This window comes from Peribacillus alkalitolerans, from assembly GCF_010882125.1.
Taxonomy (GTDB): Bacteria; Bacillota; Bacilli; order Bacillales; family DSM-1321; genus Bacillus_BN; species Bacillus_BN alkalitolerans.
The window spans coordinates 1-23142 of sequence record NZ_JAAGVZ010000019.1; the positions used below are offsets into that span (position 1 = coordinate 1).

Here is a 23142-nt window from a genome sequence, read left to right on the forward strand (position 1 = left end):
TTGTCTTTAGTAATTACATAAACTTTCGAACCGCCGTATACCGAACGGTACGTACGGTGGTGTGAGAGGTCGGCACGGTAACGTGCCTCCTACTCGATTTGAAATCATTTTTGAACAAACGGGGCAGTCTAGTTTAACAAGAATTATAAAAATTTAATCGCATAAGGTGAACTGTTAATTTATGTTAAAATTACTTACTGAAAAGTTATTAATATCTTATATAAAACAGAAGGGGTAATACAATGACAAACTTTATGTACATATTCTGCTTAATTGTATGGGGTCTTAATTTTATTGCTGTGAAAATTCAAGGAACACCGGTCAGTTTGGAAATTTCATTAACCTACCGTTTAGTTATGACAGCTTTTCTATTTTTTGTTCTTGTTTGTTTCCTAAAACCAAAGGGGAGACCACAAAGAAAAGATATCCCCTATATCTTTGTGTTTGGTGTTTGTAACTTTGCATTAAGTTATTTATGCCTTTATTACGCCACCATTTTGAGCTCTGCTGCAATTGTAACATTGATTTTTTCTTTAAAAGTGATAATGACTCCTATTGCTCTCCGTGTTTTTTTAAAAGAAAAATTACATTCTCGCATTTTACTTGGGGGAATTCTAGGAGTATTTGGTGTATGTGTCCTTATCTATCCCACCCTTAATAATTCCCAAGGACTTACTGATTTAAAAGGAATTATGATCGCTCTGTTAGGGACGATACTTACAGCCATTGGAGATGCCAGTTCTGCAAGGAATGCTAATCGAAAGGTTGACCCTATCTATGCAAATTCCATTGGTTTTACTGTTGGCAGTGTTTTAATGGGGGCAATTGTACTGTTCCAAGGACAAAAAATGATACTACCAACATCCATTACCTATTTATCTGCTTTGCTATATTTAACTTTGATCGCATCTTTTATGGCATGGCTATTTTATTTAAAACTTGTTGAAAAAATTGGAGGAGCAAAAAGTGGTTATATGGTAGCTCTTTTCCCGGCAATTGGGGGAATTGCTTCTGTATTAATTGGTGAATCAGATCCATCCATTTATTTGCTAGTAGGTTGCCTATCAAGCTGTATAGGAGCTGCAATTGCTTTAGGGTTTGGTATTCGAAGTAAGAATAATAAATTGCCTATAAGTACTAATAAAAATGAAGTTATTCATTAAGGTTGATTAAGCTAACGGGGACGGTGATCAAAAAGGATTATCGTTCTATTTTATTGAATTCAAATAACGTTCTTCTATCGTAGTAAAGGGGCAGGTGGAAAAAGGACTTTGAACTTGAAATGAAGAATTGTAACCATCTAGAGGTGAGTTTATGAAGTTTCATCTTTTAGGTGAGGAAACAAAAGCGTCGAAATCGACTTATTATATCGAAATTATCCAGACTGCTTAGATTATTGGGAGGATAATTGGGTAAAGTCGATAAACAAAATGAAGCAAATGTTAAAAGAAAACAGGCGGAGGGATAAGATTGGAAAAAGGTAAACAAATAAATAACAGTATGTTGAAGTTACTGAAAATCCCTAGTGGAGACGATATCATTGTTGGACGAATGTATCTTGCAGAAGGGGAAGGACCTCATGGAACCGTTGTTCTATTACATGGATTTCCTGGGGGGATGATGAATCTCGATCTAGCTTCTGAACTTCAACAGGAAGGTTGGAATGTACTTGTCATAAATTATCGCGGAGCATGGGGTAGTCAAGGTTCGTTTTCATTTAGCCATTCAATCGAAGACGTACGCTCAGCCCTTCAGTATCTCAAAGAAAGTGATGTGGCAAAGGAAAATCACATTGATCCAAACCGTATTGGATTAATCGGACATAGCTTTGGTGGCTTTTTAGCCCTGAAAGTTGCATCTATGGAACCATCCATTCTTGCAGTTGCTTCTCTTTCAGGAGCCAATTTCGGTTTATTTGCGCAAATGGTGGAACAAGATCCTTCATTTGAGGCGCAAATAAGAGAGGTGCTAAAAGAAGGTGCGTTTTTCTTGAACGGAGCTTCGGTCGAATCAATCATGGAAGAAGTACGTTTCAATCAAAACGAGTGGAATACGTTCTTATTCGCACCTCTACTTCTCGAACGAAAAATCCTCCTTACAGCGGCAGATTTGGATGAAGAACTACCTAAAGTATTTTTTCACGACCCGCTTGTCGAAATTCTTAAACAGGCAGGAGCAAATCATCTTCAATCGAAAGTGTTTGAAACTGACCACCACTATCTCAATCATCGGAAAGAACTTGCTCAAACGCTACACAACTGGCTACTTGAAGTCCTTTAAACGTACAATTGTCAGATGATAAAATGAAAAAAGCAAAGAAGGACCAAAACATTGGTTAATTTATTACACTAACTGATACTTGATTTTTAACTGGCTGCCACCCATTGGCGGCTTTTCTTATTGGACGAACGGTGCAGATTAATTAATAATCTGTACACATTGATAGAGGTTTTTTCCTAGGGAGTAGAGAAGAATTACAATATGTACCAAGCTAAAACTTTATTAATAGAAAAGGATGGTTAAATGGAAAGAGATTATAAAAAAATCCCATATTTTCTAGAGGGACAAGAACCTATAAAACATATTACAAGCAGATTACAGTTTAAGAAGGTAACTAAAGATTTAGAGGAAGAATTTAAAGAAAATATCGGAAAGATTATAATAGGATCTTTAGATTCTATGGATCAAAGATTGCTTGATAAACAAGCAACAATTGAAGAATTAGTAGATGAATATTGGTCAGTGGATGAGAACCACTTCGTATATAAGAAGGATTGGTGGAAGATAGCATACTTGGAAGGTACCGTGGTCGGAATTACTCAACCAGTAGTCTATAAAGGTAGCGAAAGAGATGGATTGGTGGAAGGGACAATCCACTACATTGGAGTATTGCCTGAACATAGAGGTCAAGGATATATAATTGACCTTCTACAAGAAGCGACTGAAACTCTAAAATCTATTGGTGTGTGGCGAATATTTTCTGATACAGATATTAACAACTTACCAATGAGGAATGCTTTTGAAAAGGTCGGATATTCCATTTGGAGAAAAATTTAATTCGTAAAATATTCTAATTATCGCCTCAGAAAACATGATTAATAATACATACTTTGCGAACGAATGTTCTTGAGTTAACGGGGGCATGAGTTAATGAAGGTGATCGCTGCAGCGGTCTTTTTGTTTATTTGACTAAAGGGGCAGTATTGTTAAATAAGGATTATCATTACTCATATGGGATAATTTTCTAAATTATTTATAAAGGAGAGAAGAAAATGGATTTTCTAGGAATCTTTCCTCCACTGTTACTTTTCGGAGGTATTGTTTTTTTGGTTTACTATCTCCCTTTTTTAGCAAAAGATTCAAAGAAGATTACAGATTCAACAGAAGAAATAAAGAATAGCTTAAAAATAATTACAAAGCAAAATGACGAAATCATTAATCTTTTAAAGTATAAAAATAATGAAGACTAATAAAAAAAGAACTTATATCTTTCTGTTTCATACTGATTATTATTAACAGTTACTTTGTATAAAGGATCTGTGGAGGAAATATGCAAGGAAAGAAACTGAGCGGATAATTAAAGGTAGTCTTAATTTTGGTTGATATAATATTTTTTTTCTATCTAATTTCAATCAATATGATGCTGCATCTTGTTTGGGTTGTAAATTTATTCATATCCGATTATCCAGAGGAAGATATCTTTCTTGATTTAAAGTATTTTTTTATCATAGCTATAGTTATAGGGAGTATTGTTTATTTATACATTAGATTCTTATATGGAAATTTGATTTACCTAAAGATAAAAATTGTTATCCTAATGACAGTTTTTTTTACTTCATCGGTTTTTTATGTATCCTGGATTACATTACATTTTATTACTGAAAAGACATTTTCAATTAATTTATTTATACAAATCTCAATTTTTATAATTACTTTAGTGTTTTTCCTTTATTTAAATATGAAAAGAAAAAAAGTATTCGCCTAAATAGGGAAGGAATAATGGAGGATCATATTCTAAACTTTGTGGAAGGGAGGTATGTAAATAAATGAAGAAGAACTATACAGTAATGTTTCTAATGTTTTTTGTCGCATCAATTACGGGTGGTTTAGCATTAAAGAATATTTTTGACTATTCAATGATAGTAGGGTTTGGTTTAGGAACAGTCTTCCTTCTATGTTCTGTATTTTATGTTGGAAGAAACCAAAAGGATTCAAAGGCACAGTAAATATATTGGCTGTGTCTTTTTCTTTGTTAAGATTCTTTTCCAAAGTTTGATTTTGGAAAATTAATTAATCATAGTTCACCGAACAGGTTTCAGATTCACACTGTCATTTAAGCTTTTTTTCTACTACCGGGGAAGGATAGTCCAATAAAAAAATGTTGTAACAGATAATGGAGAGAAATTCGTTTTAAAGCAACAGTTGCATGAAATTCGTTTCAATTTATTACTATAGGGGGGAGGTTAGTAAGGATATTCATTGCTGGAAGAGATTGAAAGGGTGAAAGAAGGGAATTATTTTTTACATAAAAAGGAAAATTTTTAATTCTTTGGAACTTTTTAAAATATTCTCCGTATTAGAAAATATAGGGGTGATATTTTGAAAAAATTTATAGTATGTATTGTTACACTAATAATAATTGTTTTGATTAATTATCTCGCGACATTTGTAGGATTAAAATTTATTGATTCTTCATTTATTACTGGCCTAATTACAACTGTTATTATTCACTTTTTTTCCTCTTCAGGTGGATTTACATCTAACCAAATACGTTTACAAGTACAAGCACAAACAGGTATTAAAATTGATGAAGAAAAATCTACATTTAATCCTTCTTTTGCATTCTACACAGCAATCATATATACAATAGTTTCATTGATAGCTACATTTTTTTACTATAAGGAATATTTTATATAGTTAATGAAGTTTGCGTTTCTTGGATATGAGAATCGCTTATTCTTTTTGAGCTAAAGGGTCAGGTTCAAGGAATGAATAGAAAATATGGAGAAGAGGGTATAAATGTCTATATCAGAAATTAAACACGAGGCAAAGGTTGCTTTAAGTGGTAAATGGGGTCTAGCCATACTACCGGAACTTTACTTGTTTTTGCTAAATTTTATTCCAACAAAGATTTTTGAAATCTATTATACTGGAGGCTTTTCAAAGTGGGTGGATCATGAGGGTGTCCCACTGCCTACAACAATATTTGGTATGGCGTTATCTTTTTTATTAGTTCCAGTAACCGTTTCTACGTCTTGGTTGTATCTAGGTATCAGTAGGTATGAAAAACCAAGAATACTAGAAATCTTTCTAATTTACAAAGAAATAAAGATCGCGATAAAATTTATCTTTACTTCTATAGTCATTACAGTTTTCACCTTACTTTGGTCAATATTACTTATCATTCCAGGAATCATTAGAGCATTGTCATATTCCCAAACGTTCTTCCTATTAAAAGATCATCCAGAATATAGCGTACTTGAAGCGATAAATGAGAGTAAGATTCGTATGAAGGGATTTAAGACTAAATTATTTTTGTTGAACTTGAGTTTCATAGGCTGGGGGATTCTATGTATATTTACACTAGGAATTGGAATTCTATGGCTTGCACCTTATATTTCTACATCTCTAGCGACCTTTTATAATGAATTGATTTACCCTCAATCAAGAAATCACGATGATATGAAAGAACAAACCATTTAACAAGTCAATTAACTAACACAGTAAAGAGTTTATGTTTTAGGATTACTTCGGTAATCCCTTTTATTCTTTAAGTAACGGGCAGTATGTTAGTAGTATGCAATCACCTGGAAATCTTGTTGGAATGAAATGAGGTAATAATAAATGAACGAAGTACTGGTAATCTCAATTGTTGTACTTGTATTTTTAACATACAAATTTGTTCAAGTTTTTAAAAATAAAGAAGTGCCAAAAGGTAACAAGAGAATTGCTTGGTCACTATATGGAATTTCAATTATAGGCCTAATAACAGTGAATTTATTGTTTTCTTGAATTGATCTAATTCAACTATCACATGCGGTGATCCAGAAGGATTATCGCTTTTTATATTGAATTATGATTTAAGTGTCTATGGTAGAAAAAGTGCAGGTTAGTTGAAGAAGAATTATTCAATCTTGTTGCAGAATTGTTTAATATACCCTCTCAAACAGTTCGAATTAATACCGATGTCGTGTGTAGTGTTCTTTTAGCTACAAACCTCTTGGGGCAAACAATAAAATTGAAATAATGAAATTCTTCTTTGTTCGATTATAAATGTGTAGTCTTAAGGAGGTAGAACTTATGGAGAAAACCAGTATTATTTTCTTCGAAAGAAAATTTCCAAGTGCTAACATGATTCTTATTAAGGATCAGCTACCGATTCTTATTGATTCTGGTTTTGGAAGTGATGCGAAAGATACAGATCAATTAATTAAAGATGTAGGCGTTTCACCAGAAGAATTACACCTTATAGTAAACACGCACTATCATAGTGACCATGTAGGAGGCAATTTTCATCTTCAAAAAAGTTATGGGGTTAAGGTTGCAGCCCATAAATGGGAAGCCGATTTAATTAATTCATGCGACCCTGAAACCTGTAGTGCAGAATGGTTAGATCAGCCTGTAGAACCTTATCGAGTCGATACAAAGCTTTCAGATAACGATGAGATTCATACAGGAACTAGAACCTTGAAAGTTATCCACACACCGGGGCATACGTTAGGGCATATTTCCTTATATGAGCCAGAAGATATGATATTAATCTGCGGGGATCTTTTTCACAAAAATGATATCGGATGGTTAAATATCTTCCGAGAGGGTATTTCATCTATTCAACGATCTATAGAAAGTTTGGATCGGTTGTCCATACTTCGGATTCAAAAGGCATATTCTGGACATGGACCTCAAATAGAGGATCCCTTAGCTGCCATTGATGCAGCAAGGCAACGGTTTGAAAAGTGGCTTAGGATGCCAGAAAAAGTTTCATGGCATGCATGCAAGAGGATTTTTTCATTCACATTAATCATTAAAAACGGATTAGCAAAAGAAGAAATCGATAACTACTTATTAAAGTGTGGCTGGTTCCAAGATTTTGCACGCTACTCTTTCCAGCTTCAGCCAGAAGAATTTATTCAAATCCTTCTCAATGAAATGATTCGATCCGGAGCAGCAAGCTGGCACAATAATCATTTAATCGCCACCTTCCCATACCAATCACCACAAAAGAAATGGATGAATAAGAACATAAAGCCGAAAGATTGGAAACCTCAAGATTTTCTCTCATAAATAAAAGGGATATAGACTATATCTAATTCTGCAATATTATACTATAAGTCATTTAAGAAGTATTAGATAGTATAAGTGAAGGATAAAAACGGAAGAGTTATAGTGTTGTAACTATATTTAGTAATCGGTGGCATAAAGGATTAATGCTTTTTTAGTTATGTTATTAATAAACAAACGGGGCAAGTTAGTGAAAGTATTAGAATGAATAGAAATTTAGGATATTTAAGCCTTTCGTCCAATTTAGTTATCCACTTTAATTGGGGAAAGGCTCCTTATTACAGAATTAATAATATGTATCTTGTATGTTAATAGTTATAGGCAGGTTCCGCTATCTTCTTTTTTTTTCAGCGATGTTGATCTACAAGAATTTGATTCCCATCTGGATCTTCAATGACAAAATGTGCTGGTCCATTAGTTGCTTCATCTGCTTCAGAGAGCATTTTTATTCCTTCTGCCTTAAGTTGTTTTTGAATTTCCCGAATATCTGTAAATGATTCGAGATTTCCGGCATTCTCATTCCATCCTGGATTAAAGGTTAGAATGTTCTTTTCAAACATTCCTTGGAATAACCCAATTATACAATTTTCATTCTTCATAATAAGCCAATTTTGAGTTATGTCACCACCAAAAGCTTGAAATCCTAGTTTTTCGTAGAATGACTTGGAAATATTAATGTCTTTTACGTTTAAACTTACAGAAAATGCACCTAGTTTCATTTGTTCTTCTCCTTTTAAATAAAAATTAGGGTAATAAACTTTATTTAATTTAACTATAAATGAGTGTTTAGGAATTAACAACATTTCCCATGATAAGAGGGGGATTAGCTTTTGAAACAGAAGATTTTAGTCATGTTTTCTATCATCATTTTATGTTATATAGTAGTTGCTCCATTTGTATCTGCATTCTCACCGTTTGTTATAGGTGAAAGAAAAGCAGTAGGTTATCAATACACTGTAATAAAAGAACAAAACACATTTACATGGAAAATTGGGTATCAAGATAACATATCTACTATCGCAGAGAATAAGGATAACATCAAAGCGTTGGAGCTTTTTAGGAATGCGGTTGAGGAAATTAACATGAAAATATTAAAAATAATTATAGCTGCATCATATTTATTAATCGTTGGTTTAATAACCATCATACTCTACAAAAAGAATAAACAAGTTCTTAAAGGGAGTAGTGCAATAATTGCTATATTTGCAGGGATTGCATTTTACTATACAATAGAAAATTCAATTGAGTTAAATGCTGCATTTCAAAATGTGAAGTTTTATTATTCTATACTAACTAATTAATTATTTGTATTAAGCAAACGGAGGCGGTGATCCAGTAGGATTATCGTTTTTTTTATTGAAATAGGAATAAGTTAGTAATGAAAAACAAACGAAAAAAATTTTAGAACTCCTATAAAAATAAGTAGACCAACTGGACAGGAAGTACTCATATTAGTAATTGTCATTTTTAACAAACGAGGCAGTTTTCTTAAAGAAGGAATATAAATGCGAAAAGGCATGGATTTACCATGCAAATTGTTGAATATTGACATCCTTTAACCCCAATATTGTCGATACTGTTGAACATATTGAGTCTGTGGGTATTGTTGAATATATTGTGGCTGAAGATTTATGTTTTGATGAGGTATGTTTTCCATTTCTCTGTTGCAATCCTTGTATGGACCTATATATGTTGAGGGTTTAACAGGTTCAATTGCTTGTTTCCATTGATGTTCGTCAATGCAATAGGTATGAGACATGATTTTTGAAGGCGTAAATTTCAAAATGTCCGATCCTAAAATTACTTCTGGAGTTGGTGCGTTAAAAATCGCTAGAAGATGAGTGTTATCCATTAAAGCTACTTCGTAATGCCACCAACCCTGTGGAACATTAGCCACTTGCCCAGGAGTAATCGTGTAATTGAGTATTTGTTTTGTAAATGGATTCAACATCGATACAGTTGCAGAACCAGAAATACAATATACAAGTTCTGCTGCATTTTGGTGATAGTGTGGTTCTACAACATTATTTGTACTTAGGAAAATATCTAGCAGGGAAACATTTTCAAGTGTATTTAACTGTTTTACACCTAATAGGTTAATAAAGTTGTTGTTATCTTTTATGAACAAAGGATTTTTATTTACGTCAAAAGTGTATTGAACTGATGGAGATGTATAATCCATATAAGAAACCATATATTTTTTCACCTCTTATATATTAACTTGAGCATATAGGCATGATATGCACTTGAATTAAGTTCGGTGTAAAGGTTTTTGAAGAGCTTATGTTACAGATCCATATATGCAGTAGTACTTTATTATTTAAAATCACAGCTAAGAAACGAGAAGGAAAGAAATAGTTTAAGTGCGGTTGAATCATTTAGTTGGAGAAGGTGATAATATGGAGATTTTTTGTATGGAGTACACGTTAGTAAACATTTATGTAGATGTTTCCTCTGGGATTCTATATTTTGTCCCAAATTGTGATACTGAACGGGGAATTGTGGAAATGGACACATTTATCGAATTGAAGCCACCGTATTCGAATAAGGAACTTGAGAAAATCGCATTGTCAGCTTTAATAATGTGTCATAAAGAAGAACCATCCATTAATAAAAAGACAGTATTACAGCGTCACCTAAAAATAAATAGTTATAAAAAGTTTACAGAAAACAAAAAATTTATCAGCTATGGGTGGAGTTTAGTAAATGGAGGATTTACGGTTACTCCATTTGAAAGAGAGCGTCAAGGTAACGGCTATAGTGGATTAGATACTATTTCTTTAGGAAATAAACTTCAATCAGGTCAATTAGCAGAGGCATTAACAAAAGCGATACAAATAGCAAGAATTTAACGCTCGTTCGGTTATTGAACTATTGGGGCAGTTAGTTCTAAAAGGAAATCAACTTCACACCTTTATCAGTATGGGTGAATATAACTCTTCCTAATTTAATTATATCATGTAAAAAATGGTAAATATAGACTTTTTATTCTCATTTACTACTGCTAAAATCAATAGAACCTTAATGGTTAGGAGAGATGTAGAATGAGTTCTTTGGTTCTCGGTTTTCAGGAAATGGAAAAAAAGCAGCTTATGCTCGTTGGCGGAAAAGGGTTAAATTTAGGGGAATTATCAAAAATAGAAGGAATGCAAGTACCAGAAGGTTTTTGTGTTACTACAGTGGGATATCAAAAAGTCATCGAACAAAACGAAACTTATCATGCTTTGTTGGATCGATTAACCATGCTAAAAATAGAAGATCGAGATCAAATTGCTGAAATCAGCAGGAAAATTCGACAAATCATTATGGAAGTAGAAATTCCTTCCGATGTTGTGAAAGCAGTTACTCACTATCTCTCCCAGCTTGGTGATGAACATGCTTATGCAGTGCGTTCTAGTGCGACTGCTGAAGATTTACCACATGCCTCTTTTGCTGGCCAACAAGACACCTATTTAAATATCATCGGAAAAGAAGCCATCTTGCAGCATATCAGCAAATGCTGGGCTTCCCTATTTACGAATCGCGCGGTAATCTACCGTATGCAAAACGGATTTGACCACAGCCAAGTGTATCTATCCGTTATCATTCAACGGATGGTTTTCCCAAAGGCATCAGGGATTTTATTTACCGCGGATCCGATTACTTCTAGCCGAAAGCTACTATCCATCGATGCCAGTTTTGGACTTGGAGAAGCACTGGTCTCAGGCTTGGTCTCTGCCGATTGTTATAAAGTACAGGAAGATAAAATCGTCGATAAGATGATAGCAACCAAGAAATTGGCTATCTATGGACTCAAAGAAGGCGGAACAGAGACAAAACGGATCGATCCTAATCATCAAAAGGCACAAACACTTAATGATCAACAGATTTTAGAACTAGCACGCATCGGAAGACAGATCGAAGCTTATTTTGGTTGCCCACAAGATATCGAATGGTGTTTGGTTGATGATACATTTTATATCGTCCAGAGTCGTCCAATCACGACTTTATACCCCATCCCTGAAGCGAATGATCAAGAAAACCACGTCTATGTATCTGTCGGTCATCAACAAATGATGACCGACCCCTTGAAACCATTGGGAATGTCTTTATTCCAGTTAACATCTTTTGGACCCAGGTTTAAAGCTGGTGGAAGGCTGTTTGTTGATGTTACTCATAGGCTGGCTTCACCTGACAACAGAAAAATGTTATTAGAAGCCATGGGACAACACGATCCGCTCATAAAAGAAGCACTCATTACCATTATAGAGCGAGGAGATTTCATAAATTCTTTACCAAATGATAAGCAAGAACAGAGTTCCGATAAAAGCAAAAAAAGTGTGTCGTCTGCGGATTCTCAAGTACAAATCGAAAACGAACCGACAATCGTTTCAGATTTGATTAAGAGGAGTCAAACATCGATAGAAGAGTTAAAACAAAACATCCAAACTAAATCAGGATCAGATTTATTTGATTTTATTCTAGAAGATATCCAGCAATTAAAGAAGATTTTATTTGACCCACAAAGTTCAGCTGTATTTATGGCTGCTATAGATGCTTCATCATGGATCAATGAAAAAATAAACGAGTGGTTAGGTGAAAAAAACGTAGCAGACACGCTATCTCAATCTGTACCAAACAATATTACTTCGGAAATGGGTCTGGAGCTAATGGATGTCGCAGATGTGATTCGTCCTTATCCAGAAGTAATTGATTATTTACAACACGTAAAAGATGATAACTTTTTGGATGAACTGGTTAAATTTGATGGTGGGCAGGAAACCTATGACACTATCTACGCTTATCTTAACAAATACGGAATGAGATGTGTCGGAGAAATCGATATTACTAAAACTCGTTGGAGCGAAAAACCAACTACACTTATCCCCATGATTCTGGGTAACATCAAAAACTTTGAGCCTAATGCTGGCAATCGGAAGTTTGAGCAAGGGCGACAGGAAGCTTTGAAAAAAGAACAAGAGTTAGTAGATCGATTGAAGCAATTACCGGATGGTGAACAAAAAGCCAAAGAAACAAAACGAATGATTGACTTAATCCGGAATTTCATCGGTTATCGTGAATATCCAAAATACGGCATGATTAATCGCTACTTCGTTTATAAACAGGCTTTACTGAAAGAAACCGACCAACTCCTACAAGCCAACGTTATATATGAAAAAGAAGATATATACTATCTCACTTTTGAAGAACTTCACGAAGTCGTACGCACAAATGAACTGGATTACCAGATCATCAGCAAACGAAAAGACGAGTACAAATTTTATAAAAAACTAACTCCCCCACGTGTTATCACATCTGATGGTGAAATCATTGCAGGTGAGTACAAACGAGAAAATCTCCCAGCCGAAGCTATTGTAGGTCTACCTGTTTCTTCCGGAGTTATAGAGGGAAGAGCACGTGTCATCTTAAACATGGAAGATGCTGATTTAGAAGATGGAGATATATTAGTCACCACCTTTACTGACCCCAGCTGGACACCATTGTTTGTATCCATAAAAGGCCTAGTCACCGAAGTTGGTGGACTAATGACCCATGGAGCCGTTATCGCACGTGAATATGGCTTACCAGCAGTTGTAGGAGTGGAAAATGCCACCAAACTGATAAAAGATGGGCAGCGGATCCGCGTGCATGGAACAGAAGGGTACATCGAAATATTGTAATTGCTGAATACGTCAGATTTAATTAGTAGCACCTCTCCAGTGGATACCAGAGCGATGTCTCACAATCTTTCCATTGGGACAAAAGTTGAATCCAACTTTTTCGATGGTGCATACTTAAAAATGATAGTTACTGATCCAATTCCACTCAATACATCAATATGGCCGACTTTCTAAATGTGGAGATCGGCTTTTTTAAAAATCAATGTGTGAAGGTGTTGCATAGCCGTTAATATGAGTATCGAAATATTTTTAAGAAAAACAGTTGACACCACTACTACTCAGTGATACGATATACTTGTAATAAGCAATACTTAATAGCGTGATATCCAAAAGCTATTAAGTAAAAATTTTCTTTAGTACTAAGTTATACTGAATATAAGTCAGACAAAGTAAAGGAGGCTCTGAACATGGAAAATTTAACTGAAATGCTAAAGGGTTCGCTGGAAGGCTGCGTGCTGGAAATCATCAGCCGCCATGAAACCTATGGCTACGAGATTACCCGCCGCCTGAACGAGCTTGGGTTTACCGAAGTCGTGGAAGGGACGGTCTACACCATCCTCGTGCGATTAGAAAAGAAAGAACTTGTGAACATAGAAAAGAAACCGTCAGATATGGGACCGCCCCGCAAGTTTTACACACTTAATGACGCTGGGCGCCAGGAACTTGAATTGTTTTGGAAAAAATGGAATTTTGTATCATCAAAAATCAACGTCTTAAAATCAATCTAGCTTCATAAGATAATCTATCGGATATTTTGGGAGTGTCTTGATTAGCTTTATAAAAAAGGAGGACAAATAACATGTTGGAAATGTTCAAAAAAATGATTGGTGATAAAAAAGAGTATAAGATGATGATGTCACGGGTTGAAGCCTTGCCAGAGGACTACCAGTTTGTATTTAAGAAAATTCAAAACTACATGTGGAATTTCACTGCGGGCAACGGGATGGATATGCTGCACATTCAGTATGAATTAATCGAGTTGTTCGAAGCCGGAGCAGCGGAAGGCAGACAAGTGCTGGAAATCACTGGGGCCGACGTGGCGACCTTTGCCGACGAACTTGTAGCAAACGCTAAAACTTATGTTGCCAAGTATCGTGAAGATTTGAATCAGAGTATCATGAAGCGATTGGAAAAAAATAATTTCAAGGGATAATACCGACTGAATAGCAGGTTACAAATGTGAATTGCCACCTTCGCTATTCAGTTATTTTTTCAACCTGGTAGTAAGTTATACAGATTATCAGTTAGACTAAGTAGTAGAGTATAGGCAATCTAGCTCCGCAAGGCGCTTTTAATAAGGAGGAAAAAAGTATGAGCAATGCAGCGATTTCTGTAAAGGGGTTAAAAAAATCCTTTAAAGACAAGGAAGTCTTAAAGGGGGTGGATTTTGAAGTGCGGCGTGGTGAAATTTTCGCACTGCTGGGCTCAAATGGAGCGGGCAAGACGACGACGGTCAACATCCTCTCGACACTTATGAAGGCCGATGGCGGCGAAATAGGTATTTGCGGCTTTGACGTCAAGCGTCAATCGGATCATGTTCGCCAGAGCATCAGCCTGACAGGGCAGTTCGCAGCTTTAGACGGTATGCTCACCGGGCGGGAAAACCTGATGATGATCGCCAAGTTGCGGGGAGTTTCCAATCCCGCTCAAGTCGCCGACAATCTGCTCGCAAGATTCAGCCTGACCGATGCGGCCAACCGCCGGGCGGACAAATATTCGGGCGGGATGAAGCGCCGGCTTGACATCGCCATGAGCCTGATCGGGACGCCAGCAGTCATTTTTCTCGACGAACCGACGTCAGGGCTAGACCCCGAAGCGCGGATTGAAGTCTGGGATACCGTCAAGGAGCTTGCCGGAGGCGGCACGACCATACTGCTGACGACCCAGTACCTGGAGGAAGCCGAACAACTGGCGGACCGTATCGCCATCCTGCATGGCGGAAAAATCATCACGACCGGTACCCTTACCGAACTCAAAGAGATGTTCCCGCCAGCGAAAGTGGAGTATATCGAGAAGCAGCCGACATTGGAGGAAATATTCCTCGCGATCATCGGCAAAAAGGAGGAGATGTAAATGAAAAGCAAAACTGGGGTACTACTAGGGCGTTTAATGCGCAACATCATGCGTAGCCCGGATACGATTATCACCGTGGCGATTACGCCGATTATGATGATGCTACTTTTTGTCTACGTATTTGGTGGCGCCATAAAGACAGGCACGGACAACTACGTCAATTATTTATTACCGGGAATCTTGCTGATGGCTATTGCATCCGGCGTCGCTTACACTTCTGTGCGGCTGTTTACGGATGTGAAGAGTGGGCTGATGGCGCGTTTCATTACCATGCCCATCAAGCGCTCGTCGGTATTGTGGGCTCACGTATTGACCTCGCTTGTTTCCAATGCGCTTACTCTCGTGGTGGTTATCCTAGTCGCGCTCTTGATGGGCTTCCGTTCCAGCGCTGGTATTCTGGATTGGCTTGCGGTAGCTGGGATACTTGGGTTGTTTACGCTGGCGCTGACATGGCTGGCGGTCATTCCCGGATTGACAGCGGGGTCTATGGAAGGTGCGACAGCCTACTCGTATCCGCTGATTTTCCTGCCGTTTATCAGTTCGGCATTTGTCCCCACTGAAACCATGCCTAAAATTGTCCGTGCGTTCGCAGAGAACCAGCCCGTGACTTCAATCGTGAATGCGATTCGTGCCCTCTTGTATGATGGGTCTGTTGGCAACGGTATCTGGATCGCGCTTGCCTGGTGCGTCGGAATCATGGTCATAGCTTACTTCTTTGCCAATAAAGCATTTAAAAGCCAGTTAGGGTAAGTACACCATTAACTGTTTTGGTAATCAATGTCATTAACTTAAGGAACTATGGATTACATTTCAGTTGGAATGTGATTCATAGTTTTTTCGATTGAAGGAAAAAATTTTTACGGCAGCATGAAAAGAGAGAATTTTTTTTTCTCCTTTAAATCGGATTCTAGGTTGTTTTATTCAATCTTATCCATTAAAAGGCTTCCCTTTTGTTTGTATGAAGCCTTTATTTCGAACTCGTTGCCCATTTGACTGTAATATCCTCACGATGTTTTTATCAATTTGATCCATAAAATATCCAGCTTTTTTTTATAAAAAAGATTAACCTAAATTCTTAATTTATCAAAGCTAAACAACCAAAAATCCTTTTTAAACTTATTTATGAGCCTTCTATTTTTTTATAATATAAGGTATCAGGAGGCGATTTAAGATATGAAAAAGATATTATTATTATTAGCTGACGGATTTGAAGCAGTAGAAGCTAGTGTATTTACAGATGTGCTAGGTTGGAATAAATGGGAGGGAGATGGATCAACTGAGGTGGTAACAGTCGGTCTTCGAAATAAATTAACTTGTACATGGAATTTTACTGTCATACCTGAAAAAACGGTCAATGATATTCAACTAGATGAGTTTGATGCACTAGCTATTCCAGGAGGATTTGAAGAAGCTGGCTTTTACGAGGATGCTTTCAGTACTCCATTTTTAAATGTTATTCAACATTTTTATGCCAATCAGAAGCCTATTGCTAGTATCTGTGTTGCATCATTAGCACTTGGCAAAAGCGGAATTCTTATAGATAAAAAAGCCACCACATACAATCATTCAACGAGTAAACGAAAAGAGCAGTTAAAGAAGTTCGGTGCAGTTGTACAAAGTGATTTAATTGTTCAGGATGGAAATATTATCACATCTTCAAATCCAGGTACAGCTTTTGATGTTGCATTTTTATTACTCGAAAAACTAACATCTAAAGAGAACGCAGAACATGTAAAGGATCTTATGGGATTTTAGGCATTGATCTTCAACAATCGGGCGATTTTCTTGAATAAGAAGGCGTCTTTTTGTATTGTACCGGATTCTGGAACAACACTTAGTTAATCGAGTTATATTAAGGTGCAAAAGAGACGGTGAATGATTTCACTTAAACAAACAAATGGGGGCTTTGGTTGAACAATGTGCCGATTCTCTCTGCGATAAATTATATAAAGACTCGCCATTTCGGCGAGTCTTTATGTTTTTATATACCAAATTATTAGTCATACTGTGTTTCATTTTGAATTATAATTTCAGAAAAACTACTTAAGAGGGATCCCTTTACAAGCAAAAATAGTCTTCATTTTTATAATGCCTTTCTTTCAATTATGTATAATTCACCAAAGTAAGCTTCAAAAGTAAATTTAACTTGCAGAAATATACATAAGTGGAGTTCATTCAAAAGGTATCTTATATTGCGATGGTTGCCCATCATACCAGTAATAGATTCGTGTGGAAAGAAAATAGGCATCTGTTTAGTTCACGCTATATCACCAGTACGTATACATACATTAGCGGACATGAAAGACCAGGAATGAACCTCAAAGACCAATGAAAGAGTGGGATGAAAAAACTAGGAGGATTTAAAACTGCTGGGATCAATCGGCTAACGTTTAATCACAGATATATTCGAAGGAAACCAAGTTCGAGTAAAACAATAAAAATGTGATCAATGGAATATCCTTAAGGATTTAATCTCCGAAAGTCTAATTTTAAAATAAAAAGGGAGGTTATTGGAAATATGACTAAGAAAAAGGTAACAGTGGTCATGCCTGTATATAATAGAGAAAAATACATTGAAAAAGCAATCACCAGCGTTTTTAACCAAACATTAAAAGACTGGAAAATGATGATTATAAATGATGGCTCAACGGACTCAACTGCTGATATTATAGAGAAATTCACATCTGACGCAAGAATTCAACACGTAAGACTTCCAAAAAATCAAGGAACGGGAAATGCCTTACAAACGGCATTAAGTATGATCGATACCCCTTATTTTGTCATTGTGGACTCCGATGATTGGATCGAACCACAAACATTAGAAGTGCTCTTAAATGAAATGGAGAAACAACCAAATGAGACTTCTCTGGTTTATTCAAACACAAATTGGTGGCATGACAAAAATGGAGTGTTAAAACGAGGACATATTGAAAGACACCATTCATTTCAGGATAAATATGATTTTTTAATGTATAGACCAATGGTGTATCCTCGCTTTTTTCGTACAGAAACAGTTCGTAAAGTAGGTGGATTCAAATCTGATGATCCTTATAAAGGACGTTATGCGGAGGACAGGGTTCTTCTGCTCCGGTTGATTGCCATTAGTAATTTCCATTGGGTTGATGAAAATCTTTATAATCTAAGAATCCATGACAATAATATAACTCAAAGTAAAAATCGAATATACTTTGCAGATGTCTTACGTTATGTGTATACGAAAGTGTTAAAAGAATGGGGAGACCAATATCAACCAGTATTTGAAGTCGATCAACATGGTTGGTTATTTATAAAAGAGCTAAAACCTATTGAATCCACAATAACATGTTTAACTCCTGTGCATGCAGTAATTGAAGAAATTCCTAACGACAAAGTAACGGTAGTCATGCCTGTATATAATAGAGAAAAATATATTGAAAAAGCAATCACAAGTGTTTTAAACCAAACGTTCAAAGAATGGAAAATGATGATTGTAAATGACGGCTCAACGGACTCAACAGCTGATATTATAGAGAAATTTACATCCGACAAAAGAGTTCAACATGTAAGACTTCCAAAAAATCAAGGAACGGGAAAAGTCTTACAAACGGCATTAAGTATGATCGATACCCCTTATTTTGTTATTGTAGACTCCGATGATTGGATCGAATCACAAACATTAGAAGTGCTTTTAAAAGAAATGGAGGAACAACCAAAGGAGACTTCATTGATTTATTCAAACACAGTTAATTGGAGAGAAAGAGATGGAGAATTGAAAAAAATATTTGTCCAAAAACACCGTTCATTTCAGGATAAATACGATTACCTTATGTACGGACCAATGGTATATCCTCGTTTTTTCCGTACGGAAGCCGTCCGTCAGGTAGGTGGATTTGAAAACGATGATCCTTATCAGGGGCGATTTGAACAAGATCGATATCTTCTTCTTAAATTGATAGGGATTAGTAATTTTCACTGTGTTGACGAAGATCTATACAATTGTCGATCACATGGTGATAACTCTACACAACCCAAAAATCGAAAATACTATGCAGATGTTAAACGTTACATCTTTAACAAAGTACTGAATGAATGGGGTGATTATTATCCAGTATTTGAAATAGCTAGTGATGGTTGGTTATATATAAAAGAATTAAAAAATAAGCGTTAGTCGTTTCTCACGGATCCATATGATATAAAAAAATCCACATTCCTAAGTCGATTTCCAAACACGGAAGTCGGCTTTTTTGATTCATTTTAAGTAACGGTGTTAAACTTTTGACTTTCACAATTCTTTGAAGTATTTGCAATTAAATATACTTTAACAGTAAGAAAAAAACTTGTTGCTTTTTTAGTTGCAATTACAATATATCCCACATATACTGTTAATAACACTATACTGTTATTAACAGTGTGATGTTAATAACAGTACACGTTTAAAGGTTATTATGTGAAAAGCTATTTTACATTTAATTTAGGAGGTTAGATATTTATGAAACATACAGGAAGGCATACAGGTGCATTTCTTTTACTGTTTTTAACAGAGGGAGATAGCTATGGAGGGAAACTTTTGCAGAAATGTGAGGAAGAGCTTCCGATCAATCCAATTGATAGTTCCATATTATATCGCACTCTAAAACAATTAGAGAAAGAAGGGGCTGTTGAGTCTTATTTGGATACATCTGTTCAAGATAAGCCGATAAAGATGTACAAAATTACTGAAGTTGGAAAAAGAAAATTAGAAGAATTTCAAATAAATATTGAAACAAAACTTAAGAATTTATCATTTTTCTTAAACAAATATAAAGTATGGAAGGAGTCTAATCATGATTAATGGTGCTATCCTTTACACCATAGCTATTATTCTTACCAGTATTTCTTTTATAAAGGATAGAAATAAAACAAAAGATGCTCTATTAAAGTCATGGAAAATGTTTCGTAATATATTACCTGATATTTTATTAGTTATGCTTTTCGTTGGAATTTCATTATCTTTACTAACACCATCCTTTATTTCTTCAATAATTGGAGAAGAATCTGGATTGATGGGTATTGTATATTCTACAATAATTGGATCTGTTGCACTAATTCCAAGCTTTGTTGTATTTCCTCTTGGAGATACGTTAGTCCAAAATGGTGCCGGCCTCCCACAAGTAGCTGCATTAATGTCTACCATGATGTCAGTCGGAATAGTAACTTTACCTATGGAACAAAAATTATTTGGTCGAAGTTTTGCTTATTCTCGCAATGCAGCTGGAATATTAATGTCTCTAATTTTTGCATATATTATTTGGGTGGTGATGATATGAATGAAATAAGAAAATATCGTTTCTTTTTCATATTATTATTTGGGCTCATTATACTTACTTTTATTAATCAAACGCTGGGATGGAAGGCATTTCAATTAACTGGAAACAGTATCTTAAATATGCTATTTCTACTGCCTCCTGTCTTAATATTCGTAAGTTTGCTTGATAAATGGGTGGAGAAAGAAACACTAATTCGATATATGGGAGAAAAATCTGGCATCTATGGCATCTTGTTCTCCCTATTATTAGGTGTAATTGCAGCTGGTCCCCTCTATGTAGCTTTTCCAATTGCAGTACTTTTGTTAAAAAAAGGAGCAGGAATACGTTACATTGTATTTTTTTTAGGAGTTTGGACAACTGCAAAATTACCAGTTGTTGTATATGAATTTTCTTCTTTTGGATTTCAGTTTACACTCATTCATATTTGTTTTGGTCTAATATTTTACTATCTAATGGGGATTATTTTTGAGAAGTTCTATGACCGACGACAATTGATAAAATATGATATAAATTCAGATATATCGATTTAGATGAATAAGTTTTTATGCTGAAAGGTGCTCTAATTAATTAAAACAGCCATTTCCTTAGTGAAATGGCTGTTATGTTAGGAAGCAAGATTTTTCAATGTAAATACAAAAATTCATTTGAAATACAGGAAGTACATAATGTATGAATTTGGATTCTTAGGGATATTGATGGAGATGAAATAAAGAGTTTAGCTTCAGAAAAATGTTTAGAAAAAGAGTACCGTTCTCAAATAGTGATAGATCCAAAATATGATGATGACTTTTATGCAGATATCATTGATTTATGGAATTACTTTTGTGGTCTCTCTAAGGAATCAGGCACTTTATATAATTTATCAACGAATCATCTGGAAAACAGAAATTGAGAATGCTTGTTTTTGAGCTTTTTCATCAAGTTAAAACATTGTATGATAAAGAAAATATGCTTAAATGTTAATAGGCAGTCGGTACGTTTATAAAGGGAGGAAAAGCAAAACGATGGATTTCGAAATGGTTATGCAGGAACTGGAAGCGCTCGGCAAGGAACGAATTAAAAAGACTTACATAAGCAATGGGGCACAAGAGCCGCTATTTGGGGTAGCTACAGGGGCAATGAAGCCGATCGCAAAGAAAATCAAGAAAAATCAGCCTTTAGCAGATCAGCTATACGCCACTGGGAACTATGATGCCATGTATTTTGCCGGCATCATTGCTGACCCAATGACAATGACTGAGGCAGATTTTGAGCGGTGGATAGATGCGGCGTATTTTTATATGCTGTCAGATTATGTGGTTGCAGTAACTTTAGCAGAAACCGAATTTGCGCAAGGTGTTGCAGATCGATGGATCGCAAGCGATGAAGAACTTAGAATGTCGGCAGGTTGGAGCTGTTACTGCTGGCTTTTGGGCAATCGCCCTGACGCTGAATTTAGCGATATCAAGATTGCCAGTATGCTTGATCAGGTGAAAAATAAGATACATAATTCTCCTGATCGAACAAAATCCGCTATGAATAATTTTATGTACACAGTCGGAATTTCATATATACCCCTCCATGAAAAGGTGGTTGAAACCGCTAAGGCTGTAGGACCAGTCGAAATCAGGAGGGACAAGAAAAAAAGCAGCATCCTGCTCGCATCGGAGAATATTCAAAAGGAGATAGATAGAGGGAAGCTTGGTTTCAAGCGGAAATATGTAAGGTGTTAGCAAAATTTGTATTGTACATACTCTAACAGGGATAGAGAGAGCTTTTACATCATTCCAAGTCCGCTTACAAGTAAGGTTTGGTGGTAAATCAACAATCAGGTGCGAATCTTTAATAAAATGCTTTTTCTTGGTTAACTAAGGGGCTTACCTAAATAAGGGTAAATCCCTTTTTTCTTTTGCCACTAAAGGGGCAGTTTAATTGAACAAGGATATTTTCTATTTTTAACGAATAAAGAGTTATAAATAAACTTACAAAGTATAAAAAGTGGTGAGATAAATAGGAAAACAAATGAATTTATTTTTGGATTACAAAACGGAAAAATGTATAATCAACAGGCTTCGGAGGGCCGGTTGTGTTTTCGCAGAAGATGAGGCCCGGTTACTTATCTCAGAGGCACGGTCTCCAGAAGACCTCAAGAAAATGGTGGAAATGCGTGCCTATGGTTTGCCTCTTGAATACGTCGTCGGAGCCACAGAGTTCTGTGGTCTGCGGATAGAAGTGGATCGGGGAGTTTTCGTGCCTCGGCAACGCACCGAGTTTCTTGTTCGCCAAGCAGAAGCACTATCACATTCTAGTGATATCGTTGTTGACCTATGTTGCGGGTCAGGCGCTGTGGGTGCGGCACTGGCAGCAGCTTTGGGACGGATTTTGTTATACTCAGTTGACATTGACCCTGTAGCAGTACGATGTGCTGGCCGCAACGTAAATGACTACGGTGGTCACGTTTTTGAAGGTGACTTGTATAAGGCTTTGCCACCCTCACTTAAAGGCCATGTGAACATCCTAGTTGCGAACGTACCATACGTGCCTACTGAGGCAATCAAGCTGCTTCCCCAGGAGGCACGCCTACATGAACCAAAGGTAGCGCTTGATGGAGGAGAGGATGGACTTGACATTCAGCGTAGAGTAGCAGAAGAAGCCCCTCTCTGGCTAGCACCGGGAGGTCACCTTTTGGTAGAAACGAGTGAAATGCAGGCACCTCAAACCCTTGAAATCTTTACTACTGTTGGACTGACCACAACAGTGGCTAGAGACGATGAATTGGACGCAACTATCGTTATCGGAACCAATTCTGGTTTTAGTAAGTACACAGAAAGTCCATACCACAAATGAAATGATAATTTCTTTGC

24 protein-coding genes are annotated in these 23142 nt (G+C 36.1%); 22 read left to right on the forward strand and 2 right to left on the reverse strand.

Annotated features, from left to right (window positions below; translation table 11 throughout):
* Positions 1–242 precede the first annotated feature (242 nt).
* The 8 genes from G3O09_RS17710 (at position 243) to G3O09_RS17745 (ending at position 7284) form a co-directional block, all read left to right on the forward strand.
* The gene (locus G3O09_RS17710) at positions 243–1163 is read left to right on the forward strand and encodes a DMT family transporter (RefSeq protein ID WP_163102783.1); all 921 of its coding nucleotides are present in this window, start codon (positions 243–245) and stop codon (positions 1161–1163) included.
* A 307-nt stretch (positions 1164–1470) separates the two neighbouring features.
* Positions 1471–2280 carry an alpha/beta hydrolase family protein gene (locus G3O09_RS17715; protein WP_163102784.1) on the forward strand — a complete coding sequence of 270 codons (810 nt, stop codon included), beginning with the start codon at positions 1471–1473 and terminating at the stop codon, positions 2278–2280.
* A 243-nt stretch (positions 2281–2523) separates the two neighbouring features.
* Complete coding sequence (locus tag G3O09_RS17720; RefSeq protein ID WP_163102785.1) at positions 2524–3057, forward strand: GNAT family N-acetyltransferase; 534 nt, start codon at positions 2524–2526, stop codon at positions 3055–3057.
* Positions 3058–3272: 215 nt separating this feature from the next.
* Positions 3273–3470: a hypothetical protein gene (locus tag G3O09_RS17725; protein WP_163102786.1), complete on the forward strand. Its 198-nt coding sequence runs from the start codon at positions 3273–3275 to the stop codon at positions 3468–3470.
* Between the two features lie 576 nt (positions 3471–4046).
* A complete protein-coding gene (locus G3O09_RS17730) occupies positions 4047–4226 on the forward strand; it encodes a hypothetical protein (protein ID WP_163102787.1) in 180 nt (59 codons plus the stop codon).
* A gap of 373 nt (positions 4227–4599) precedes the next feature.
* The gene (locus G3O09_RS17735; protein WP_163102788.1) at positions 4600–4917 is read left to right on the forward strand and encodes a hypothetical protein; all 318 of its coding nucleotides are present in this window, start codon (positions 4600–4602) and stop codon (positions 4915–4917) included.
* Positions 4918–5019: 102 nt separating this feature from the next.
* The gene (locus G3O09_RS17740; protein ID WP_163102789.1) at positions 5020–5703 is read left to right on the forward strand and encodes a DUF975 family protein; all 684 of its coding nucleotides are present in this window, start codon (positions 5020–5022) and stop codon (positions 5701–5703) included.
* Positions 5704–6300: 597 nt separating this feature from the next.
* Positions 6301–7284 carry an MBL fold metallo-hydrolase gene (locus G3O09_RS17745; RefSeq protein WP_163102790.1) on the forward strand — a complete coding sequence of 328 codons (984 nt, stop codon included), beginning with the start codon at positions 6301–6303 and terminating at the stop codon, positions 7282–7284.
* A gap of 344 nt (positions 7285–7628) precedes the next feature.
* On the opposite strand, the gene G3O09_RS17750 is transcribed toward G3O09_RS17745, so the two are convergent.
* Complete coding sequence (locus tag G3O09_RS17750; protein WP_163102791.1) at positions 7629–8000, reverse strand: VOC family protein; 372 nt, start codon at positions 7998–8000, stop codon at positions 7629–7631.
* A gap of 111 nt (positions 8001–8111) precedes the next feature.
* Here G3O09_RS17750 and G3O09_RS17755 point away from each other — a divergent pair, with 111 nt between their 5' ends.
* Complete coding sequence (locus tag G3O09_RS17755) at positions 8112–8582, forward strand: hypothetical protein (RefSeq protein WP_163102792.1); 471 nt, start codon at positions 8112–8114, stop codon at positions 8580–8582.
* Positions 8583–8836: 254 nt separating this feature from the next.
* Here G3O09_RS17755 and G3O09_RS17760 read toward each other — a convergent pair whose 3' ends face one another.
* Positions 8837–9475: a cupin domain-containing protein gene (locus G3O09_RS17760; protein WP_163102793.1), complete on the reverse strand. Its 639-nt coding sequence runs from the start codon at positions 9473–9475 to the stop codon at positions 8837–8839.
* Positions 9476–9695: 220 nt separating this feature from the next.
* Between G3O09_RS17760 and G3O09_RS17765 the strand changes: the two genes are divergently transcribed.
* The 13 genes from G3O09_RS17765 to G3O09_RS17825 all read left to right on the forward strand — a co-directional run bounded on the left by G3O09_RS17765 (position 9696) and on the right by G3O09_RS17825 (position 23125).
* A complete protein-coding gene (locus tag G3O09_RS17765) occupies positions 9696–10133 on the forward strand; it encodes a hypothetical protein (RefSeq protein WP_163102794.1) in 438 nt (145 codons plus the stop codon).
* Positions 10134–10325: 192 nt separating this feature from the next.
* Complete coding sequence (gene ppsA / locus G3O09_RS17770) at positions 10326–12941, forward strand: phosphoenolpyruvate synthase (protein WP_163102795.1); 2616 nt, start codon at positions 10326–10328, stop codon at positions 12939–12941.
* A 407-nt stretch (positions 12942–13348) separates the two neighbouring features.
* The gene (locus G3O09_RS17775; RefSeq protein ID WP_163102796.1) at positions 13349–13669 is read left to right on the forward strand and encodes a PadR family transcriptional regulator; all 321 of its coding nucleotides are present in this window, start codon (positions 13349–13351) and stop codon (positions 13667–13669) included.
* Between the two features lie 71 nt (positions 13670–13740).
* Entirely contained in the window at positions 13741–14094 is a 354-nt protein-coding gene (locus tag G3O09_RS17780; protein WP_163102797.1) for a DUF1048 domain-containing protein, read from the forward strand.
* Positions 14095–14252: 158 nt separating this feature from the next.
* On the forward strand, positions 14253–15014 hold the full coding sequence (locus tag G3O09_RS17785) for an ABC transporter ATP-binding protein (protein WP_163102798.1): 762 nt from the start codon (positions 14253–14255) through the stop codon (positions 15012–15014).
* The gene (locus G3O09_RS17790) at positions 15015–15764 is read left to right on the forward strand and encodes an ABC transporter permease (RefSeq protein WP_163102799.1); all 750 of its coding nucleotides are present in this window, start codon (positions 15015–15017) and stop codon (positions 15762–15764) included.
* A 423-nt stretch (positions 15765–16187) separates the two neighbouring features.
* A complete protein-coding gene (locus G3O09_RS17795) occupies positions 16188–16769 on the forward strand; it encodes a DJ-1/PfpI family protein (RefSeq protein WP_163102800.1) in 582 nt (193 codons plus the stop codon).
* 763 nt (positions 16770–17532) lie between these two features.
* Entirely contained in the window at positions 17533–19161 is a 1629-nt protein-coding gene (locus G3O09_RS17800) for a glycosyltransferase family 2 protein (RefSeq protein WP_163102801.1), read from the forward strand.
* A 321-nt stretch (positions 19162–19482) separates the two neighbouring features.
* A complete protein-coding gene (locus G3O09_RS17805; protein WP_163102802.1) occupies positions 19483–19824 on the forward strand; it encodes a PadR family transcriptional regulator in 342 nt (113 codons plus the stop codon).
* Positions 19817–20299: a hypothetical protein gene (locus tag G3O09_RS17810; protein ID WP_163102803.1), complete on the forward strand. Its 483-nt coding sequence runs from the start codon at positions 19817–19819 to the stop codon at positions 20297–20299. The genes G3O09_RS17805 and G3O09_RS17810 overlap by 8 nt, the downstream gene beginning before the upstream one ends.
* Positions 20296–20829, forward strand: coding sequence for a permease (locus G3O09_RS17815; RefSeq protein ID WP_163102804.1), 534 nt, complete (start codon positions 20296–20298; stop codon positions 20827–20829). Before G3O09_RS17810 ends, G3O09_RS17815 begins: the two co-directional genes overlap by 4 nt.
* A 474-nt stretch (positions 20830–21303) precedes the next feature.
* A complete protein-coding gene (locus tag G3O09_RS17820; protein WP_163102823.1) occupies positions 21304–22011 on the forward strand; it encodes a DNA alkylation repair protein in 708 nt (235 codons plus the stop codon).
* Positions 22012–22300: 289 nt separating this feature from the next.
* Entirely contained in the window at positions 22301–23125 is an 825-nt protein-coding gene (locus G3O09_RS17825; protein WP_163102805.1) for a putative protein N(5)-glutamine methyltransferase, read from the forward strand.
* Positions 23126–23142: the final 17 nt, after the last annotated feature.

Bases quoted from the DNA above. Each gene is read 5' to 3' on its own strand.
- G3O09_RS17710 (WP_163102783.1), top strand. From the start codon at position 243: ATGACAAACTTTATGTACATATTCTGCTTAATTGTATGGGGTCTTAAT.
- G3O09_RS17720 (WP_163102785.1), top strand. From the start codon at position 2,524: ATGGAAAGAGATTATAAAAAAATCCCATATTTTCTAGAGGGACAAGAA.
- G3O09_RS17725 (WP_163102786.1), top strand. From the start codon at position 3,273: ATGGATTTTCTAGGAATCTTTCCTCCACTGTTACTTTTCGGAGGTATT.
- G3O09_RS17730 (WP_163102787.1), top strand. From the start codon at position 4,047: ATGAAGAAGAACTATACAGTAATGTTTCTAATGTTTTTTGTCGCATCA.
- G3O09_RS17740 (WP_163102789.1), top strand. From the start codon at position 5,020: ATGTCTATATCAGAAATTAAACACGAGGCAAAGGTTGCTTTAAGTGGT.
- G3O09_RS17745 (WP_163102790.1), top strand. From the start codon at position 6,301: ATGGAGAAAACCAGTATTATTTTCTTCGAAAGAAAATTTCCAAGTGCT.
- G3O09_RS17750 (WP_163102791.1), bottom strand. From the start codon at position 8,000: ATGAAACTAGGTGCATTTTCTGTAAGTTTAAACGTAAAAGACATTAAT.
- G3O09_RS17760 (WP_163102793.1), bottom strand. From the start codon at position 9,475: ATGGTTTCTTATATGGATTATACATCTCCATCAGTTCAATACACTTTT.
- G3O09_RS17765 (WP_163102794.1), top strand. From the start codon at position 9,696: ATGGAGTACACGTTAGTAAACATTTATGTAGATGTTTCCTCTGGGATT.
- ppsA (WP_163102795.1), top strand. From the start codon at position 10,326: ATGAGTTCTTTGGTTCTCGGTTTTCAGGAAATGGAAAAAAAGCAGCTT.
- G3O09_RS17775 (WP_163102796.1), top strand. From the start codon at position 13,349: ATGGAAAATTTAACTGAAATGCTAAAGGGTTCGCTGGAAGGCTGCGTG.
- G3O09_RS17780 (WP_163102797.1), top strand. From the start codon at position 13,741: ATGTTGGAAATGTTCAAAAAAATGATTGGTGATAAAAAAGAGTATAAG.
- G3O09_RS17785 (WP_163102798.1), top strand. From the start codon at position 14,253: ATGAGCAATGCAGCGATTTCTGTAAAGGGGTTAAAAAAATCCTTTAAA.
- G3O09_RS17790 (WP_163102799.1), top strand. From the start codon at position 15,015: ATGAAAAGCAAAACTGGGGTACTACTAGGGCGTTTAATGCGCAACATC.
- G3O09_RS17795 (WP_163102800.1), top strand. From the start codon at position 16,188: ATGAAAAAGATATTATTATTATTAGCTGACGGATTTGAAGCAGTAGAA.
- G3O09_RS17800 (WP_163102801.1), top strand. From the start codon at position 17,533: ATGACTAAGAAAAAGGTAACAGTGGTCATGCCTGTATATAATAGAGAA.
- G3O09_RS17805 (WP_163102802.1), top strand. From the start codon at position 19,483: ATGAAACATACAGGAAGGCATACAGGTGCATTTCTTTTACTGTTTTTA.
- G3O09_RS17810 (WP_163102803.1), top strand. From the start codon at position 19,817: ATGATTAATGGTGCTATCCTTTACACCATAGCTATTATTCTTACCAGT.
- G3O09_RS17815 (WP_163102804.1), top strand. From the start codon at position 20,296: ATGAATGAAATAAGAAAATATCGTTTCTTTTTCATATTATTATTTGGG.
- G3O09_RS17820 (WP_163102823.1), top strand. From the start codon at position 21,304: ATGGATTTCGAAATGGTTATGCAGGAACTGGAAGCGCTCGGCAAGGAA.
- G3O09_RS17825 (WP_163102805.1), top strand. From the start codon at position 22,301: ATGAATTTATTTTTGGATTACAAAACGGAAAAATGTATAATCAACAGG.